This is a genomic window from Flammeovirga sp. AWQ4_249 (genome assembly GCF_056161045.1).
The window spans coordinates 179048-197623 of record NZ_JBSWYJ010000003.1 but is presented as its reverse complement, the minus strand read 5'-3'; the positions used below and the strand labels follow the sequence as shown (position 1 = coordinate 197623).

Genomic DNA, 18576 nt, shown 5'->3' with positions numbered 1-18576 from the left:
TCTGTCTTCGGGCAGAGGTTTTTCATATTTATATTTTCGTTCGATGTTAAGATGGTAAATCATAGTTTTGAATTGACTAGACAGTAATAATCAAAATGAGCAAACTAAAATACTACTTCCTTTAACGCTTATGTCAAGTTTGTATTTCAAAAAAATAGAATATCTTTATGATATTGATAGACTGAAAATAATAAACTTTGACAAATCAAATTAAATTTCCAATTATCCTTGATGGAGGACTTTCTAATGCACTTGAACAAGAAGGTGCTGATTTAAACCATGAATTGTGGTCTGCAAAACTTCTGATGGAAGAAAGTGAACTGATAGAAAAAGCACATTATAACTATTTCAATGCAGGAGCAAATTGTGTGATTACTAGTGCTTATCAAGCAACAATAGAAGGTTTTCAGAAAATTGGGAAATCAAGAGAAGAAAGTATTTCACTATTACAAAAAACAACTCAGTTAGCTGTCAATGCAAGAGAAAAATATCTTCAAGAAAATCCTGGGAAACAGGCATATATTGCCGGAAGTATTGGTCCCTATGGAGCTTTTTTAGCAGATGGTTCAGAATATAGAGGTGATTATAATAAGTCTGTTAATGAGTTGATGGACTATCATAGAGAAAGGATTGAAATCATTGATTCTACTGAAATAGATCTACTTGCTTGTGAAACAATACCTAGTTTTGAAGAAGTAAAAGCAATCACGAACCTGTTAAAATCAACACATCATCAAGGATGGATTAGCTGTTCTTGTAAAGATGGATTGCATCTTAATGATGGTACACCAATCAAAGAGATTTCAAAATATTTATTGGATGCACCACATGTTTTTGCTTTAGGAGTCAATTGTACTAAACCTGAATTTATCTCTTCTTTAATAGAAGAAATCAGAGCAGTAAATAAAAAAATAACTATTGTTGTATATCCCAACTCAGGGCAAGTATATCATGCTGATACCAAAACTTGGTCTGGTATTTCAGATCCGACACATTGTACACTAATGGCCAAAGAATGGATAGCAAAAGGGGCGTCAATTGTAGGAGGATGTTGCCAAATGGGTTATGAACATATTGCTGCAATGCAAAAAATTAATGATTAACTAAACGAAACAAAAACTTACTATTATGAACAAAAATGAAGAATTGGAATTTAAAGGGATAGGTCTATTAGCGGGCTTTTTTATTATTTCCTTTGTAGCTGGTATTATTGTTTTTATTAACCAAAATATTTTTTTAGGAAAGCTTTTACTAGGAACTGCTTGTTTTGTTTTTATTCTACTCATTAGTTCATCTTTTTTTAGTCATACCAAAAAAATAATATATGGAATTGCCTCTATCGCTTATCCTTTAATTCTATTGATAATACTAAAAAATATGTATTCTATAGAAGCTGATATGGTAAAGGAGTTAGATGAAGAGGCTATTTTATTTATGATAGCAGGTGAAATCACATTATTGAGAGTAACATATCACTATTGGTTTAAGCAAGATTCAGGTAAATTTTAATCGATTATGATTACTTATAGAGAAATTCAAGAATCAGATTTTCATAAGATTAAAGAAATCTATGATTGGTATATTGCTAATTCTACAGCTACTTTTCATACAGAACCTATTCAGATTGAAGAATTAAAAGAATTTATTTATATAAATCACCCGATGTATAAATCTTTCATGATCTATCAAGAACATAATATTGTAGGCTATTGTTTACTAACGAATTTTAAAAAAAGGCAAGCATATAACAGATCAGCAGAAGTAACGATTTATTTGCATCCTGATTTTTATAAAAAGGGAATCGGAATGAAAGCAATGATGTATTTGGAAGAAATTGCAAAGCCTACACCAATCAAAAATTTATTAGGTTTAATTACTGGAGACAATGTAGGAAGTATCGCCTTGTTTGAAAAAGCAGGTTATACAAAATGTGCACATTATAAAAATGTAGGAGAGAAGTTTGGGAAGGTATTAGATGTTGTTTCTTATCAAAAAGAGATATAAAATTTAAAGCATTAAAAGATGGAAAATATACTAATACCATTAATCATTGTTGCCGTTGTTGTAATGCTAATTATTGGTGCTTTATTTAATGATAAAGCTGTAGTGAATAGAAAGTTGAAAAAACATAAAAAGGTATCGCTAAAGTATTTTAAGGATAATGAAACTTCTAAAGTAGTAGGAACTTTGGATAGTATATCAGCTCCTTTTTTATCACCCTTGACTTTAAAAGATGTTATTTATTATAAAGTAATTGTAGAACAATATAAATCATCTGGAGACAATAATGGTAGCTGGAAGACAATTTATAAATCTGAAAAATCAAATGATCTTTACCTCAGAGATGAAAATGAAATTGCATTTATTGATAATAAAAGGATCAAATATGATTTGTTCTCAAAATATACATATAACTCTTCCAACGGAATGAACCCAAATGTTAGAAATTTTCTTAGGAGTAAAGGAATAGATACAGAGAATTTATTGGGTTTCAATAAGAAATTTAAATTAACTGAACATAGATTAGAAAAAGGGCAACAGGTAGCTGTAGTAGGGGAAGGTTTTTGGGACTTGGTAGAAAACGAAGAATTGGATGTGGATAAAGTATTTAAAATGGATGGAGAGAATGATTATATCTATATGAGTGACAGCAAGTTTTTGATGAAGTAAAAGAAATTGATGTTTATAAATACATGAAGGGGTATACGATTTATACTCCTTTTTTAATACCTTTAGTTGAATTACTATAGTAAAATTAAAATGAAAAAATTAGGCTATATATTTCTAGCGTTGATCGCTTTTTTTATCTTATTGGGTATCGGTTTTCTTTACTTAAGTCCACAATTTGGTGGTACACATACAGAAAGTGATATAGTTAGATATACTCAATCAGGTCATTATGAAAATGAAGAGTTTCAAAATTTAATTGAGACAAAAATGGATATGAGTTTCTCAAGTATTTGGGAAACAATGAAAGAATTTGCAAAAGGAGTAGACAATGATCGTCCTGAAAAAGATATTCCTCCTATAAAGATTACTGCTGAAGAAATTCTTAAAGAAGATACTCTTACAAAAGTTACATGGTTTGGTCATTCCGCTTTTTTACTGGAAATTGATAATAAAAATATATTAGTGGACCCGATGTTTGGACAAGTAGCTGCACCACATCCATGGTTAGGAGCTCCTCGTTATAGCAAAGAATTACCATTAGAAATAGAAGATTTTCCTATTGTAGATGCTGTGATTATTTCTCACGATCATTATGATCATTTAGATTATGAATCAATTGAAAAATTAAAAGACAAAGTCAACGCTTTTTTTGTTCCACTTGGTGTAGGAGCCCATTTTAGAGCATGGGGAATTGCAGAAGAAAAGATTCATGAAATGAATTGGTGGGACAAAGAAGCATATGAAAATTTAAATATTGTTTTTACTCCTTCAAGGCATTTTTCAGGAAGAGGGTTAACAGATCGAAATAAAACGCTTTGGGGCTCTTGGATTGTTGAAGGAAAGAATGAAAAAGTGTATTTTAGTGGTGATGGTGGATATGCGGATCATTTTAAAGAAATTGGAGAGAAGTATGGACCTTTTGACATCGCATTAATGGAGTGTGGGCAATACAATGATAAATGGGCACTAATTCATATGATGCCTGAAGAATCAGCACAAGCTGCTAAAGATTTAAATGCTAAAATTATGATGCCTGTACATTGGGGAGCATTTACTTTGTCACTGCATTCGTGGACAGACCCAGTAGTACGTGTTACGGCAGCTGCTCAAAACATTGGGATGCCTATCACAACGCCTGAGATCGGGCAAACGTTTATAGTCAATGATAGTACAAGTTATCCAACAAAACCATGGTGGGAAAAATTCTAGACCTATTTTCTCATAGATAAATTGGCTTGAAAAATACACCTGTAGAGGCATGATTTATCATGTCTTACGAACCACAACCATTACTGAAAATGAAAAATAATTTATTAACCAAATAGATATGAGCGAAAACTCTTGTAGTAATATGAATGAAATCGTTCATGATTACTACGATTACATACATAGTTTCATTGCCAAAAAAGTAGGCAGAGCAGAAGATATAGAAGACCTAACACAAGAAGTAATGTTTAGATTGACAACCTCTTGTGAGAAACCATCTGAGATAAAAAATATCAAAGCATGGTTATTTCAAGTAGCGAGAAATGTCATCTATAGTTATTATCAATCACAGAAAATCAGTACAGATTCTATTCTTGACGAAAACGCTTTCTTTGATGAAGAAGAAGAAAAATCTGATGCAGCAGATTATATTATTTCTATGATTGATCTTTTACCTGAAGAATATGCAAAGCCACTGAAATGGGCGGATATTGATGGTGTTCAACAAAAAGAAATTGCTGAACGGTTAGGAATAGGCTTATCTGGTGCTAAGATGAGAGTTCAACGTGCAAGAAAGAAACTATTAGAACTTTTCCATCAGTGTTGTGATATTGAATATGATGCTCAAGGTAATTTTGTCCATTGTACCGTCAATGACACTTGTATCGGAAAAGAACAAATAAAGATCAGTTTAGAAAATGAAGAAGGAGCTAATTAAGCTCCTTTTTTATATACAAAAAAAGCCCTCTGATTGCTCAGAGGACTCTCTCTCACTTCACTTATAATTAACTAAACATCACATTAAAGAAGTAACCTGCGATGATCATTCCAGCTCCGATTGTTGCGAAGAATGTGATAATTAGTTGTTTTTTCATTACTTTTTTCAATAATAAGGCTTCAGGTAAAGATAAACCAACAGCACCCATCATGAAGGCAATTGCTGTTCCCACTGGAACTCCTTTAGCAATTAATGTATCAATAACTGGTAAGATACCTACAGCATCAATATATAATGGAATAGCTGAAATAACTGCGATTGGCACTGCAAAAGGATTGTCGGCATTAATGTATTTCTCAAAGAATGATTGAGGTACAAAACCGTGGATAAATGATCCAATCGCTAAACCAACTAAAATATAAGGAATTAAATTCTTTAAAGTCTTTACAGTTTCTTTATGAATTTCTGGCATACGCTCTCTCAATGATCTTGAGTCATTATCCTCAACAGCGTGTGTTTCTGCAAGGTTTTGAACCCAATCAGCAACATATTTTGCCATTCCTAATTTGTCTAATAAAATACCACCTACAACACCAAGTACAATACCGAATAATACATATACGATAGTAAATTTAACTCCATATGACACTAGGAACATGGCGATGGCGATCTCGTTAATCAATGGTGATGTAATTAAGAAAGACAAGGCGATGCCTAGAGGAATTCTTGATTGCATCATACCAACAAATAGCGGAATTGATGAACATGAACAGAAAGGTGTGATTGCTCCAAGTGTTGAGGCAAGGATATTACCTATTCCGAAACTTTTATTTTTTTCTAAGTAAGCTCTAATTTTATTTAGCGGTAGGTAACTTTGGATAATTCCCATTAAGTAAGTAATGATTATTACTAAAAGGATAATATGTGTAGTTCCTACAAAGAAATAGTGTAATGCACTTCCGAATGTTGATTCAGGTGCTAAACCAATTAATTGGTAAACAAGATAGTCAGCGGCTTTGATTAGTAAACTTTCCATGATTTTGATTTCTTTCTAAAGAATTAAGATTTATGCATTTAATATTTTTAATAACTCGTCGTCAGAGTGGTGTTTTTTGTAGCTGTAAACTTTTCCGTCTACAACGATAGCTGGGAACTCAGAAGTACCATACATCATAACCTCTTGCAACTCTCTTAAGTCTTCCACTTGTACAGAGATTTGATTTTTATCTGCTACTTTTTCCACTCTTTTTTTGATAATTGGATTGATGGTGCAACAATCTTGGTGAAGTATTTTAATGATCTTTTCCATTGCGATAACATTTATAAAGTGAAAGTGATGAGATGCAGAGGCAGCGCACTAAGCGAGTGCTGCTGTTACCTCTTCATCAGTATTATGTAATCTGTAATTGAATACTTTACCATCGATTACCAAAGCTGGAAATTCTGTAGTTCCATACTGCATTGTTTCGATCATATCCGTAACATCAGTGATGTTCATGTCGATATTCTTTTCTGCAGCAAGCTTTTCTAATTGTTTTCTAATTCTAGGGTTAACGCCGCAACAAGATTGGTGTAAAATTTTAATGTCTTTCATGAGTGAGATATATTTTAAATGTGAATCGTTTGAATTACTTGATTAAAGATGCAATCGCATCATCTGATTTATTTTGACGGTAAGAGTACACTTGTTTGTCTACTACTAATGATGGAAAATCCATTGTTCCATATTGCATAGTTTCCATCATATCAGTGATATCAGTAATGCTTACTTCAACACCTAAGTCATTCGCAACTTTTTCTATTTGTTTTCTGATGTTAGGGTTAACACCACAGCATGATTGATGTAAAATTTTGATGTCTTTCATAAGTTTTATAACAATTATTTTTTTTAAGTTTTAAACTGTTTTCACCTATGAAGTATGGGGTAGGCATAAAAAGACACAGTAATTGAGAAAAAAATGAATAAAAAATAAAAATAAAATATAAAATACTGACAATCAGGTGTTTATGATTTATTATTTTTAATAAAAAAACACTTAAATCAATTTCAAAATGATCTAAGTGTTTTAAATAAGGGCTTTGTTATATGTAGGAATCTTAATCTTCAAGATCTTCTAATAACAAATTGCTCCTATTTGTAATGTATTTTATTGCTCCTGGCATAATTTCAATATCTAATTGACTTGAACCGCCAATGACTTCGCCGTCTAATTGTAAAAGTTGAGGTTGATCAAAATAGATCGTTGCTTTTTCTGCGATATACACATTACCGTCTGTATCTTCTAAAAAGCTCTCATCGAATTTGGATAAACCTACAATAATGAGATCTTCAAAATTCATCTCCGGTATAGCTACTAATTCAAATTTACCATCAAATGGATTACTGATACTATTAAGAGGTACTCCTGTTCCAAACTTACGTGCATTACAAATAGCAAGCATAATACCTGTTTCCTCATAGATTTTGCCATCGATTTCAATCTTATAATCAATGATCTTCTTTTTCTTTACTTGTTCGAGGAAATATTTGAAGTAGGTAGTCATTCCACGATTGGTATCATCAGAGTATCCTTTTACGATTTGAGCATTGACACCAACATCACCAATATGCAGGCAATAGTGTTCGTTATTTACTTTTAATAAATCAAGGCCTACCACCAAATCGGAAAGAATGATATCTCTGAGTGCAAAAATGGGTTCGTCATCTACATATAGTTCCACCGCCATACCGTTAGCAGATCCAAGAGGAACAATACCCATCGGAATACCTGTATCTAATAATGCGATAGATGTAAAAAGGGTAGTGCCGTCTCCACCAATGGAAGCCACCTTTGTAGGTTGAAATTCTGCCACAACTTGCCTTAATTTCTCAAGATCATTTTCTCCAGTAGTCTTAAAAACTTTATAAGCAATCCCATAGTTATCCAAAAACTCAGCAGCTTCTTCGATAAAAGGTTCTTTATCTATATCTCCTGAAATAGGATTGACGACAAGTAATAGTTTCATTCAGATGTTGTTAATTGATGTTTACCTCTTACAAACTTAAGGATTTTGTTGAATTCTAAAAATAATAATTAGGGTCATTCTTTTCTATCAGAAGGGGGGAGTTTAGAATTAAATTAAACTCTTCACTATCTTAGATTTTTATATCTATTTTAAATCTGATCCTTATTTTTCACTGAAATTAATTCAAAAGAATCTAAGTCAAGACATGAGAGATAGCCTTGATGCTTACGTTGATGTGGAGTTGTTCCTTTATGGTAAGCACATCCAGTATCTAAATTGATAAACCTACTTCTTTCATTGACCATTAGTTGTGTTTTTTCTAAATCAATTGGAGTATGACCATGCAATACACGTCTTTTCATAAATATTTTATGAGGTTCAGTAGGGTAGGGTTTACGAATCACTAACATAGAAGCAAAATCCTTTTTGGGTTTTTCTGCCTCAAAATTAAATCCGGCATGTACAAAATGATAATCTTCAATTTGTATATGGATAGGAAGTTGTTTTAGGAAGCGTTTATTTTTTTCATAAAGTTTTTCATCATCACTTAATATGTAACTATGACTTTTGGTCATGTTGGCCATAAATCGTAAAAATGAATGCTTGTATTTCTGTTGTTTTCGAATCAATCCATCCTCATGATTTCCCATAATTGGATAGATCGCATATTCCTCATTTCTTAGTTTAGTGATATAATCAATGACTTTTTGACTATCAGGACCTTTGTGGATATAATCACCTAGTAAGAATAAGATGTCATCTTTATTCAACTTAATTTTTTCTTCAACTAAATATTTAAATGTCTCATAGCAACCATGAATGTCTCCTATAGCAAATCTTCTAACGTATTGGTCGGTTTTTAATTTCAGTGATTTCACAACAAAAGGTAAATTTTGGACGAAAAACCAAATATAATTCTTTATTAAAAAATAACCACCGTATATTTGCAATAGCTTTAAATTGTGTTGATTTTGAGATTTTTAGTTTAAACTTATCAACAATATTTACAGCTATTCACAAGTGAATGTTGATAACTATTAAATTATATTTACAATTTATAGTATTTTACCAAGAAAAGTTAAAAGTTATTCACAAAGCGTCTTTTCGTTACTATCTACTCAACTTTATATGTTGATAACTGCTTTTTGTAAAATTATTAGACTATGACAAACAATCCACTCAGTATATTCTCATTAATAAAAACCTATAAAAAAGAATATATTTCGGGAGACATATCAGCAGGTTTTGCAACAGGGGTATTGTTGATCCCTCAAGGGATGGCTTATGCCGTTATTGCAGGCTTACCTGTACAGTATGGATTGTATGCTTCTTTGGTTGCACCTTTATTATACCTACTTTTCGGATCTTCGAAAAAGCTAATTATTGGACCTGCAGCATTAGACTCAATGTTATTAGCTTCTGGTATGTTAGGAATGTCTATTCTGACAACATCACCCAATTATATCAATACAATATTAGTAGTCGTCTTTTTGTCTGGCATTTTTCAGATTATTGCAGGATATCTAAGGTTGGGCTTTATAGCCAACTTCTTTTCAGCTCCTTTATTAAAAGGTTTTACCACTGCAGCGGCCCTTTTAATTGCTATAAGCCAGCTCAAAAACGTATTAAATATAGCGCCAGCACCTTCTAAATATCTTCACGAGGAATTATTTAGCTATATCAGCCAAGCAAGTCATATTCATTGGCTTTCAGCGGTAATTGGTATTGGGACTGTGATTTTGATTTTATTATTCAAAAAAACAAAGTTCAATAAGCTAAGTACTCCTATCATTGTCGTTTTAGGGATAACATTAAGTCTATTTTTAAATTTAGAACAATACGGAATTAAAGTCGTTGGAGACATACCATCAGGGTTACCCGTTTTTCAATTACCTGATTTTATCAATATTCAATATACTGAAGTCATCCCTTTAGCAGTTGTTGTAGCAGTAATTGGATTCACTGTTTCAAATAGTATTATCAAATCTATCGATGATCCCAAAAGTCCAATAGACCCCAATAGAGAGTTTATTGCTTTAGGTTTAGCCAACAGTATTGGTGCTTTATTTGGTGGTTATCAAGCAAGTTCATCTTTTTCAAGAACAGCTATTAATGCCTCATCAGGAGCAAATACAAGAGCATCAAACCTAGTCTCTACATTGATGATTGCACTGGTATTACTCTTTTTCACAGATATCTTTTATTACCTTCCAAAGACTATTTTAGGGGCAATTATTATGGCCGCTACACCTAGTTTGCTCAGTTTTGATTATTTCAAAAAATACTATCAACTCGAAAAGAAAGAATTCTTAGTGATGTTAATAACGTTTTTGAGTACGATGGAATTTGGGGTGATTATTGGATTGTCAATTGGCGTAGGTGTCTCAATGTCAGTTTTCTTATATCATACTTTGTATCCACATATGGCTATCTTAGGTAAGATTGAAGGAACAAAAATTCATAGAAATATTCTCCGTTTTGCTAATGCGAAAGAGAGAGAAAATACATTGATTGTTCGCATTGATGCTCCCCTTTATTTTAGTAATATTCGATATGTATTAGATTCATTAAATGATTGGGTAAGGCAGCGTGAAAATTTAGAACATATTGTGATGAAAGCCGAAAGTATCAATTATATGGATGTGACAGCCGTCAATGAAATGAAGCTTTTTATTGAGAAATGTAATGAAAAAGGCATAGCCGTTTATTTTACCACAGTTGTAGGACCTGTTCGTGATTTATTATTCAAAATCAACATTGTTGAACTCTTAGGAGGAAAGCAGTTGTTTGTCAACCTGTATGATGTAATGAAGTTTTTGGATGATAAGGATAATTACACTTACAAGAATAAAAATATTGCAAATCAGCAGTTTACCCTTGATTGATAAGAGGAAAATCTTGTGTTATCTTAATGTAATATTACATCATTGAATAAGGGTAAATGAACTATTTCTTTTTTATCAAATTAATTGAATACCTTATGTAAGTGATACATTTTAGGATGTGTTTGACTATATTACATCAGCATGCAAACATAAAGTCAACTGTCAAGATGAAAAAGACATCAAAATATTACATAGCATTATTATTTTCTATTATCGGAGTTTTTACTTTATCCTATCTCGTTATACCTGATGGAATGATATTAAAGCTTTATTCACAAATTCTGTTAGGAGTTTGTTTAGTGAATTGCTTGATAATACCTTTTAAGATATATGCATTAAAACATGAGGAAACAAAAGAAGCTCATGTGTAGAAAAAGAGTTTTTGACCACTAGGTCAAAAATTTTTTATTCATTATTTGACTGTTAGGTCAAATATGCTATCTTTGCATTATACAATTATGAATTAATCTAAAAATATGGCGGGAAGACCAAGGATTTTTGATCAGGCAGATGTACTTTCTAAGACAATTGAATTGTTTTGGAGAAACGGCTATGAGGCAACTTCTACAAATGACCTTTTAAAAGAAGTAAATTTGAATAAAGGTAGTTTGTATAATGTTTTTAAGAGTAAAAAAGAACTTTTTCAAGCAGGTTTAACTGAGTTGGAAAAAGGTGCTTTGGATAACTTAGAAGCAAGTCTTGCACAAAGCTGTCAGCCGATCGAGGATGTTAAAGCAATCTTCTATGATATGTTGGACGCAACAATCGAAGATGATTGTAAAGGCTGTATTTTAGGAAATTCTATCATTGAGTTTACAAGCAAGGATGAAGAGATCAAAACATTGGCTGAATCTTATTTATTGCGTTTTGAAAGCATTTTATCTGCTACAATACTTAAAGCTCAAGAAGATGGAATTCTAAAGAACCCTCAATCTTCCCAATCAATAGCACGTTTTCTTATTACTTTCTGGAATGGAATCAACATTAGCAGAAGAGTATATACAGATAAAAACGAGTTGAAAGAACTCATAGATCTGAATATGAGTATTTTAGATATGTAATTTAATCTTTGTTTTTATTATTACTGTTTGGCTATTTTTTTAATCAAAAATAATAGTCCTGGCATTTTACACGCAAAATTTTATCAATCATGAACAATATCTCAATCAATTTACAAAAGGCAGGCATCGAGATAGGACGTTATGGATTAGTATTAATATTACTTTGGTACGGTATCTTTAAATTCACTCCAACAGAAGCAGAAGCCATTAGAGATTTAATCGAAAATAGCCCATTTTTTAGCTGGATGTTATCATTTTTAACGATTCAGCAAGTATCTAATTTTATAGGAACAACAGAGATTATTACCGCTTTACTAATTGCCATTAGACCATGGTCAGCAAAAGCAGCCGTTATTGGTGGTGCAATTGGCATTGTTACTTTCTTAGCGACATTATCGTTTTTAGCGACAACACCAAATATGTTTAGATTTGTAGACGGTATGTACGTACCTAACGGTTTTATTCTTAAAGACTTATTATTACTAGGGTTCTCATTATGGAGCACAGGTGAAGCGTTGCAAGCTGTGCAAAAAGAGAACGAAGAAATTAATGAAGAATTAGCAATAATTTAGGATCTAAAAGGTGGAAAAATTCTTTCATACTTAATACCTTTGTGACACTCCAACTAAATACAAAAAAGCATATATGAGCATATTAGAAGAATATAGAGAAAAGAGAGCATCTTTAAATCAAAAAGTTATCGACAACTCAGACAAAGTGATCAAAAGGATCTACAGTTTAGATACAATCACTTACAATGACGGCGCTTTAGATGAAAAGACGAAAGAAATGATTGGTTTGACAACTTCTCTGGTTTTAAGATGTGACGATTGTGTAAAATACCATTTGGAAAAATGTGTTGAGCTAGGCTATACTAAAATGCAAATTGTTGAAGGTATGGGTGTAGCAAATGTTGTCGGAGGTACGATTGTAATTCCTCACTTAAGAAGAGCAATGGAATACCTTGAGGCATTATTCGTTGAACAAGAAGAGATGAAAGAAGTGTAAGTAATTTGCACTACATTATAGATCCTTAATGGAAAGAAAGCTTGCAATTTTTTGCAGGCTTTTTTTTTATCCCTTCTTTTTTTCATCAAAATCTATTAATTTGTTAAGAGGATCAATAGATAAAATCCGCTATAAACAACACATTAAGAAAATAATTATTCCAAAGACTAATCCTTATGACCAAACAAGAGATTATAGATTTTTTAGAAGAAAGCAGGCATTCTAAAGTGAAAGTTGCCATCGTGGATATAGATGGTGTCTTAAGAGGTAAATTTATGCATGTAGATAAATTTATCGGTGCTTTAAAGACAGGTTTTGGTTTCTGTGATGTAGTTTTTGGCTGGGATATGATGGATGAATCATATGATAATGCCCAAGTGACAGGCTGGCATACAGGTTATCCAGATGCACCAGCAAGAATAGATGTAGCAACTTTCAGACAAATACCTTGGGAAGATGATTTGCCGTTTTTCTTGGCAGATTTTAGTAGAGAAAACCAAGATGATGAAACAGTTGGTCCAAGAGCCTTACTCAAAAGAATCCAGCAAAAAGCCCGAAATTTAGGATATGAACCCGTCTTTTCACAAGAATTTGAATGGTTCAATTTTAAGCAGAAACCAGAGGAATTATACCAAAAAGGTTTCCAAAATATAAAACCATTGACAGAAGGAATGTTTGGTTACTCTATATTAAGAGCTTCCGAAAACAGTGCCTTTTTTCATGATTTATTCGATCAATTAGAAGATTTTAATGTTCCCTTAGAAGGTTTACATACCGAAACAGGACCAGGAGTATATGAAGCTGCAATTCAATACAGCAATATAATCGAAGCTGCCGATAGAGCAACTTTATTCAAAACGGGAGCAAAAGAAATTGGCTATAAGCATGGAGTGATCGCTTCATTTATGGCGAAACAAAATAGTACACTACCTGGTTGTAGTGGTCATGTACATCAAAGTTTGTGGGATCTAGGTAAAACCGAGAATCTATTTTTTGATGAAAAAGCAGAAGACAATATAAGTGAGACCATGCAAAGTTATATAGCTGGACAACTTCATTGCCTTCCTTTTATGCTTCCAATGTTAGCTCCAACCATTAATAGTTATAAGCGATTAGTAGAAGGAGCATGGGCTCCCACAACTTTGACTTGGGCAGTAGATAACAGAACAACTGCTTTAAGGGCTCTTCCTCATGGTAAAAATTCATGTCGATTAGAAACAAGAGTAGTAGGGTCTGATGTAAACCCATATTTAGCCATGGCAGCTTGTTTGGCAAGTGGTATCTATGGTATTGAAAATAAATTAAAATTAGACACTCCTAAAACTGTAGGTAATGGGTATGAAGATTTGAAAAATGGATCACTACCCACCAACTTATGGGAAGCAACTCAAAACATGAAAAATTCACCTTTAATGATTGAACTATTTGGGGAAGAATTTGTGGATCACTTTACAAGGACAAGAGAATGGGAGTGGAGACAATTTATGAAAGAAGTGACAGATTGGGAAACGAAAAGATACTTTGAAATAATATAAACATGCTTGATATACATAAAACCTATACTTACAACTTTCCCACAGTCATACGCTTTGGGGTAGGAGTTATTAATGAATTAGGAGGCTATCTCAAAGAAAATGCCTTAAGTAGACCATTAGTTGTCACTGACGGTTTGGTGGCTGAACTTCCATTTTTTAAAGAAATCATTCAAAAATTAGAGTCTCAAGGAATTTCGCCTGCCGTTTTTCATGAGATGCATAAAAATCCTGTAAAATCTGATGTATTAAAAGGAGGAGATTTTTATGATAAAAATGAATGTGATTCAATCATCGGATTAGGTGGAGGTGTTGCCATGGATGTTGCACGTGCAATCGCCTTAAGAATTAATCATAAGAGAGACCTTTTTGATTACGATGATTTAATAGGTGGAGATAAATATGTAACTGAAGAAGTTCCGCACTTTATTACGGTTCCTACAACATCAGGCACAGGTTCTGAAGTAGGAAGAAGTGCGATTATTTCAGATGATGTAACAAAGCAGAAGAAAATTTTATTTTCACCAAAGTTATTAGCAAAAAGAGTCTTTGCAGATCCAATGCTTACTTTAGATTTACCTCCTTTTGTAACAGCAGCAACGGGAATGGATGCATTGACACACAACATGGAAGCTTACATTGCCAAAGGATTTAATCCTATGTGTGATGGAATTGCAATACAAGGCATGAAACTGATAGCGACTTCTATTATTCAAGCGACGAATTCTCCAGATATGTTCTCAAGATCAAAAATGATGATGGGATCATTAATGGGAGCTGTAGCTTTCCAAAAAGGTTTGGGTATCGTCCACAGTTTAGCACACCCTCTTTCAAGTTTATTGGATACGCATCATGGATTAGCCAATGCCGTATGTCTACCCTATGGATTGAAATTCAATTACCAAGGGTTAGAGGAAAAATATGATATTATGGCCTACTATATGGGTATGGGAAGCAATCAAGGGAAATATCTTGTCGATCATATTGAAGCATTAAATGAACAGATTGGGATGCCTGCGAAATTATCTCAAATTGGTGTAAAAGAAGAGCATATCAAACCATTAGCAGCCTTGGCGGTAAAAGATTTTACACTTCCATTTAATCCAAGAGTAGCTACTGAAGAGGACTTTATTTCAATTTATACTGAAGCACTGTAAATCATGATTAATATTGGTATCACTCCCAGTTTTATGTACCCGGACATCAATAGAAATGTGTATGGTCCAAAATCATTGACTTATATAGAAAATGATATGATGGATTATGTCGCTCAAAATGGTGTCTTACCTGTATTATTACCTGATATTTCTGAGGAAAGATTATTTCCCATTTTGGAACAAATGAATGGTATCATCCTTCAAGGAGGTGTGGATGTTGCACCAGAAAGTTATGGTGAAGAGCCTATTGGACCATGGAAAGGTGATAAATATAGAGATGATTATGAACTGAAAATCATTGACTTTGCCATCAAACACAATAAACCTTTGTTTGGAATTTGCAGAGGTTTTCAGTTAATGAATGTGTATTTTGGAGGGACCTTATATCAAGATACACTAACCCAAAAAGAAGGTGTAAATAATCATAGGGATGCACAAAGATATGATACAATAAAACATCCTCTTCAATTAGAAAAAGGCAGATTTTTAGAAAAATTATATCATAATAGTCCAAGTCTCTATGTAAATACAGTACACCATCAGTCGGTTAAAGATTTAGGTAAAGATTTAGAAGTTTGGGCTACTTCAGATGATGGTTTAATAGAAGCCTTTGGATATACTAAAGAGAAAGAAGGAAAGGTAATGGGAGTGCAATGGCATCCAGAATTTACGCCAACGCTAGGAGATCAAATAATTGATTCAAAACCTTTGATAGACACATTTTTAAGTCATGTATAAATACTAAAACATGGAAATAATCAACCCTTCAACCGGAAAACTAATAAAAACTATCCAAGAAGATACTTTTCAGACTATTGCAGAAAAATTAGATCAGTTGAATTATGGACAAAGTAAATGGAAGAAAAAAACAGTTGCTGAGCGGCTTGATTGTATTATTAAGTTTGGTACATTGGTTCAAGGTAGAGTGGGAACCTTGGCTGAAATTTTAAGTGCTGAAACAGGAAAACCTATTCAACAAGCAGAAAATGAAATCAAAGGTGCTCATAACCGTATTGAGCATCTTCAAAAACATGCGGAAAAATGGCTTCAAGAGGAAGTAATTGAGGATTTAGAAGGAACATATGAAAAAATTGTTTACGAACCTTTAGGGGTAATTGGAAATATATCTGCTTGGAATTTCCCTTATAATGTTGGGTATAATGTATTTTTATACGCTTTAGTAGCAGGAAATTCAGTGGCTTATAAACCTTCTGAATATGCAACGATGACAGGTTTAGCAATACAAGATTTATTGTATGAAGCAGGAGTTCCCAATGATGTTTTTCAATGCATTCTAGGAAAAGGAGATGTAGGACAAATCCTTTTGGAAGCCAATCTTGATGGTTATTTCTTTACAGGTTCTCATAAAACGGGACTACATATCATGACAGAAGTAGCCCAAAAGATGGTTCCTGTTCAGTTAGAATTAGGAGGGAAAGATCCATTGTATGTTATGGAGGATGTGAAAGATGTAAAAGTTGCTGCAATTAATGCCGCTGAAGGAGCATTTTATAATAATGGACAAAGTTGTTGTGCTGTAGAAAGAATTTATGTTCACGAAAAGATTTATGATGATTTTGTCAATTACTTTGTTGAAGAGGTAAAAGGGTACAACATAGGTGATCCAGAAAATAAAGAAACATTTATTGGTGCCTTGACAAGAAAAGAGCAATTAGACTTATTAAGAAATCAAGTTGATGATGCTATAACGAAAGGTGCTAAATTGCTTACAGGTGGACAAAAAATACAGCGTGAAGGCTATTATTTTGAACCTACCGTACTTGTAAATGTAAATCATACTATGGATGTAATGATGGATGAATCTTTCGGTCCTATCATTGGAATTCAGTTGGTGAAAGACGATGAGGAAGCAATGCAATTAATGAAAGATACTCCTTTCGGTTTAACTGCTGCTATTTTTTCAACAGATAAATTCAGAGCTGATGAAATATTTACTGAGATGAATACAGGAACAGTTTACTGGAATTGTTGCGATCGTGTCAGTCCAAATGTACCATGGTCAGGAAGAAAAAACTCTGGAGTTGGATCGACTTTGTCATCTCAAGGAATCAGAGCATTTACACAACCTAAAGCCTATCAATGGAGAGAAGTTTAAACACAAAAATATATGTCTTCGGAACTTATCAATTTTAAAAGTAATAAAGGAAAAGACGTTCAAGCAGAAATTTCCTATCCTGCAGATCAACGAACGCATGCTTACGCACTTTTTATACACTGTTTTAGTGATATTGATGATACATCAGTCATTGATAGTATTCGAAGGGGCCTAAATCAAAAAGGAATTGCTGTAGTGAGTTTTGACTTTACAGGGCTTTCTCAAAAAGAAGAATATCATGCTAATCTAGAAGATGTATTATTGCTTTCCGATTTTATGGAAGAACATTTTCAGTCCCCACGAATGTTGATAGGACATTCAATTGCAGGGGCAGCATGTTTAGTTGTAGCGAATAGAATCGCAAGTATTGAAGCAGTAGTAACGATTAGTACGGTCATCAAATCAAAGAGTATTCTTAAAATATGTAAGCCATCAAATAATGATGAATCTTTGTATGAAGTGAGCCTTGGAGATACAAAATTCTGTGTTGCAGGAAGTTTTGTAAATGAAATAACTAAGCAAAATATTAAAGAGGTAATTCATAAACTTAGAATTCCAATCTTAATTTTCCATTCTCCACATGATATGGTTGTAGATATTTCTAATGCTGAAAAAATCTATAAAAATGCTTTTCATCCTAAGAGTTTTATTTCACTTGATTATGCCAATCATTTCTTATCAAATCCAGAAAATGGATTATATGTAGGAAATAATATTGCTACTTGGTCGGCTCGATATGTACAAATGGAACCAGAAGATCCATTGGTTACACAACATCAAACGGCAGTTCGAATTGGTACAACAAAGTATGTTACTGAAGTGAAAGCTGGTATACATCATCAAATTGCAGATGAACCAATTGAGGATGGAGGTAAAGATCTTGGCCCAAATCCATATCAATTCTTATTGGCAGGTCTTGGAGCTTGTACCGCAATGACATTAAGAATGTATGCAGATTTCAAAAAGTTACCTTTAGAAGAAGTTACAGTGCATTTAAATCATGAAAATGAATACTTAAAAGATGCTGAAAATACAAATAAGCGTACGGCTAAACTTGATCGTTTGTATAGAAATATTCAGGTAAAAGGTGACCTTACAGAGGTACAAAGACAGAAGTTGTTGGAAATAGCAAACAAATGTCCTGTGCATAGAACATTAGAAAACAATCCAATTATTGTGACTAATTTATTAGAAGAATAATATTGGTATTGAGGATA

21 protein-coding genes are annotated in these 18576 nt (G+C 32.9%); 15 read left to right on the top strand and 6 right to left on the bottom strand.

Going from position 1 to position 18576, the window contains the following annotated elements:
* Positions 1-197 precede the first annotated feature (197 nt).
* The 6 genes from mmuM to ACXAHM_RS04390 all read left to right on the top strand — a co-directional run bounded on the left by mmuM (position 198) and on the right by ACXAHM_RS04390 (position 4594).
* Positions 198-1103 carry a homocysteine S-methyltransferase gene (gene mmuM / locus ACXAHM_RS04415; protein WP_474959195.1) on the top strand — a complete coding sequence of 302 codons (906 nt, stop codon included), beginning with the start codon at positions 198-200 and terminating at the stop codon, positions 1101-1103.
* A 25-nt stretch (positions 1104-1128) separates the two neighbouring features.
* Entirely contained in the window at positions 1129-1509 is a 381-nt protein-coding gene (locus ACXAHM_RS04410) for a hypothetical protein (protein WP_474959194.1), read from the top strand.
* Between the two features lie 6 nt (positions 1510-1515).
* Entirely contained in the window at positions 1516-2004 is a 489-nt protein-coding gene (locus ACXAHM_RS04405; RefSeq protein WP_474959193.1) for an N-acetyltransferase family protein, read from the top strand.
* Between the two features lie 18 nt (positions 2005-2022).
* Positions 2023-2670 carry a hypothetical protein gene (locus ACXAHM_RS04400; RefSeq protein ID WP_474959192.1) on the top strand — a complete coding sequence of 216 codons (648 nt, stop codon included), beginning with the start codon at positions 2023-2025 and terminating at the stop codon, positions 2668-2670.
* Between the two features lie 90 nt (positions 2671-2760).
* Complete coding sequence (locus ACXAHM_RS04395) at positions 2761-3879, top strand: MBL fold metallo-hydrolase (RefSeq protein ID WP_474959191.1); 1119 nt, start codon at positions 2761-2763, stop codon at positions 3877-3879.
* 118 nt (positions 3880-3997) lie between these two features.
* Entirely contained in the window at positions 3998-4594 is a 597-nt protein-coding gene (locus ACXAHM_RS04390; protein ID WP_474959190.1) for a sigma-70 family RNA polymerase sigma factor, read from the top strand.
* Positions 4595-4661: 67 nt separating this feature from the next.
* Here the strand turns inward: ACXAHM_RS04390 and ACXAHM_RS04385 are convergent, their stop codons facing one another.
* The 6 genes from ACXAHM_RS04385 to ACXAHM_RS04360 all read right to left on the bottom strand — a co-directional run bounded on the left by ACXAHM_RS04385 (position 4662) and on the right by ACXAHM_RS04360 (position 8478).
* Complete coding sequence (locus ACXAHM_RS04385) at positions 4662-5630, bottom strand: permease (RefSeq protein WP_474959189.1); 969 nt, start codon at positions 5628-5630, stop codon at positions 4662-4664.
* A gap of 30 nt (positions 5631-5660) precedes the next feature.
* Positions 5661-5903 (bottom strand): thioredoxin family protein, encoded by a 243-nt coding sequence (locus ACXAHM_RS04380; protein WP_474959188.1) that lies wholly within the window; start codon positions 5901-5903, stop codon positions 5661-5663.
* 48 nt (positions 5904-5951) lie between these two features.
* Positions 5952-6188: a thioredoxin family protein gene (locus ACXAHM_RS04375; RefSeq protein ID WP_474959187.1), complete on the bottom strand. Its 237-nt coding sequence runs from the start codon at positions 6186-6188 to the stop codon at positions 5952-5954.
* Between the two features lie 34 nt (positions 6189-6222).
* Positions 6223-6459: a thioredoxin family protein gene (locus ACXAHM_RS04370; RefSeq protein ID WP_474959186.1), complete on the bottom strand. Its 237-nt coding sequence runs from the start codon at positions 6457-6459 to the stop codon at positions 6223-6225.
* A 232-nt stretch (positions 6460-6691) separates the two neighbouring features.
* Positions 6692-7600, bottom strand: coding sequence for a diacylglycerol/lipid kinase family protein (locus ACXAHM_RS04365; protein ID WP_474959185.1), 909 nt, complete (start codon positions 7598-7600; stop codon positions 6692-6694).
* 149 nt (positions 7601-7749) lie between these two features.
* Positions 7750-8478, bottom strand: a complete 729-nt coding sequence (locus ACXAHM_RS04360) for a metallophosphoesterase (protein WP_474959184.1) — start codon at positions 8476-8478, stop codon at positions 7750-7752.
* Between the two features lie 285 nt (positions 8479-8763).
* Between ACXAHM_RS04360 and ACXAHM_RS04355 the strand changes: the two genes are divergently transcribed.
* From ACXAHM_RS04355 to ACXAHM_RS04315, 9 genes are all read left to right on the top strand, one after another.
* A complete protein-coding gene (locus ACXAHM_RS04355; protein ID WP_474959183.1) occupies positions 8764-10485 on the top strand; it encodes a SulP family inorganic anion transporter in 1722 nt (573 codons plus the stop codon).
* Between the two features lie 476 nt (positions 10486-10961).
* Complete coding sequence (locus ACXAHM_RS04350; protein WP_474959182.1) at positions 10962-11546, top strand: TetR/AcrR family transcriptional regulator; 585 nt, start codon at positions 10962-10964, stop codon at positions 11544-11546.
* Between the two features lie 89 nt (positions 11547-11635).
* Complete coding sequence (locus ACXAHM_RS04345) at positions 11636-12118, top strand: DUF417 family protein (RefSeq protein WP_474959181.1); 483 nt, start codon at positions 11636-11638, stop codon at positions 12116-12118.
* Between the two features lie 73 nt (positions 12119-12191).
* The gene (locus ACXAHM_RS04340; protein ID WP_474959180.1) at positions 12192-12554 is read left to right on the top strand and encodes a carboxymuconolactone decarboxylase family protein; all 363 of its coding nucleotides are present in this window, start codon (positions 12192-12194) and stop codon (positions 12552-12554) included.
* A 176-nt stretch (positions 12555-12730) separates the two neighbouring features.
* Positions 12731-14089: a glutamine synthetase family protein gene (locus tag ACXAHM_RS04335; RefSeq protein WP_474959179.1), complete on the top strand. Its 1359-nt coding sequence runs from the start codon at positions 12731-12733 to the stop codon at positions 14087-14089.
* 2 nt (positions 14090-14091) lie between these two features.
* Complete coding sequence (locus ACXAHM_RS04330; RefSeq protein ID WP_474959178.1) at positions 14092-15243, top strand: iron-containing alcohol dehydrogenase; 1152 nt, start codon at positions 14092-14094, stop codon at positions 15241-15243.
* 3 nt (positions 15244-15246) lie between these two features.
* Positions 15247-15981, top strand: a complete 735-nt coding sequence (locus ACXAHM_RS04325; protein ID WP_474959177.1) for a gamma-glutamyl-gamma-aminobutyrate hydrolase family protein — start codon at positions 15247-15249, stop codon at positions 15979-15981.
* 10 nt (positions 15982-15991) lie between these two features.
* The gene (locus ACXAHM_RS04320; protein ID WP_474959176.1) at positions 15992-17359 is read left to right on the top strand and encodes an aldehyde dehydrogenase family protein; all 1368 of its coding nucleotides are present in this window, start codon (positions 15992-15994) and stop codon (positions 17357-17359) included.
* A 12-nt stretch (positions 17360-17371) separates the two neighbouring features.
* Positions 17372-18559 (top strand): bifunctional alpha/beta hydrolase/OsmC family protein, encoded by a 1188-nt coding sequence (locus ACXAHM_RS04315; RefSeq protein ID WP_474959175.1) that lies wholly within the window; start codon positions 17372-17374, stop codon positions 18557-18559.
* The last annotated feature ends 17 nt before the right edge of the window (positions 18560-18576 follow it).

Excerpts from the sequence above, each read along its gene's own strand:
- ACXAHM_RS04410 (WP_474959194.1), top strand. The coding sequence starts at position 1,129 with ATGAACAAAAATGAAGAATTGGAATTTAAAGGGATAGGTCTATTAGCG.
- ACXAHM_RS04405 (WP_474959193.1), top strand. The coding sequence starts at position 1,516 with ATGATTACTTATAGAGAAATTCAAGAATCAGATTTTCATAAGATTAAA.
- ACXAHM_RS04400 (WP_474959192.1), top strand. The coding sequence starts at position 2,023 with ATGGAAAATATACTAATACCATTAATCATTGTTGCCGTTGTTGTAATG.
- ACXAHM_RS04395 (WP_474959191.1), top strand. The coding sequence starts at position 2,761 with ATGAAAAAATTAGGCTATATATTTCTAGCGTTGATCGCTTTTTTTATC.
- ACXAHM_RS04390 (WP_474959190.1), top strand. The coding sequence starts at position 3,998 with ATGAGCGAAAACTCTTGTAGTAATATGAATGAAATCGTTCATGATTAC.
- ACXAHM_RS04385 (WP_474959189.1), bottom strand. The coding sequence starts at position 5,630 with ATGGAAAGTTTACTAATCAAAGCCGCTGACTATCTTGTTTACCAATTA.
- ACXAHM_RS04380 (WP_474959188.1), bottom strand. The coding sequence starts at position 5,903 with ATGGAAAAGATCATTAAAATACTTCACCAAGATTGTTGCACCATCAAT.
- ACXAHM_RS04375 (WP_474959187.1), bottom strand. The coding sequence starts at position 6,188 with ATGAAAGACATTAAAATTTTACACCAATCTTGTTGCGGCGTTAACCCT.
- ACXAHM_RS04370 (WP_474959186.1), bottom strand. The coding sequence starts at position 6,459 with ATGAAAGACATCAAAATTTTACATCAATCATGCTGTGGTGTTAACCCT.
- ACXAHM_RS04365 (WP_474959185.1), bottom strand. The coding sequence starts at position 7,600 with ATGAAACTATTACTTGTCGTCAATCCTATTTCAGGAGATATAGATAAA.
- ACXAHM_RS04355 (WP_474959183.1), top strand. The coding sequence starts at position 8,764 with ATGACAAACAATCCACTCAGTATATTCTCATTAATAAAAACCTATAAA.
- ACXAHM_RS04350 (WP_474959182.1), top strand. The coding sequence starts at position 10,962 with ATGGCGGGAAGACCAAGGATTTTTGATCAGGCAGATGTACTTTCTAAG.
- ACXAHM_RS04345 (WP_474959181.1), top strand. The coding sequence starts at position 11,636 with ATGAACAATATCTCAATCAATTTACAAAAGGCAGGCATCGAGATAGGA.
- ACXAHM_RS04340 (WP_474959180.1), top strand. The coding sequence starts at position 12,192 with ATGAGCATATTAGAAGAATATAGAGAAAAGAGAGCATCTTTAAATCAA.
- ACXAHM_RS04335 (WP_474959179.1), top strand. The coding sequence starts at position 12,731 with ATGACCAAACAAGAGATTATAGATTTTTTAGAAGAAAGCAGGCATTCT.
- ACXAHM_RS04330 (WP_474959178.1), top strand. The coding sequence starts at position 14,092 with ATGCTTGATATACATAAAACCTATACTTACAACTTTCCCACAGTCATA.
- ACXAHM_RS04325 (WP_474959177.1), top strand. The coding sequence starts at position 15,247 with ATGATTAATATTGGTATCACTCCCAGTTTTATGTACCCGGACATCAAT.
- ACXAHM_RS04320 (WP_474959176.1), top strand. The coding sequence starts at position 15,992 with ATGGAAATAATCAACCCTTCAACCGGAAAACTAATAAAAACTATCCAA.
- ACXAHM_RS04315 (WP_474959175.1), top strand. The coding sequence starts at position 17,372 with ATGTCTTCGGAACTTATCAATTTTAAAAGTAATAAAGGAAAAGACGTT.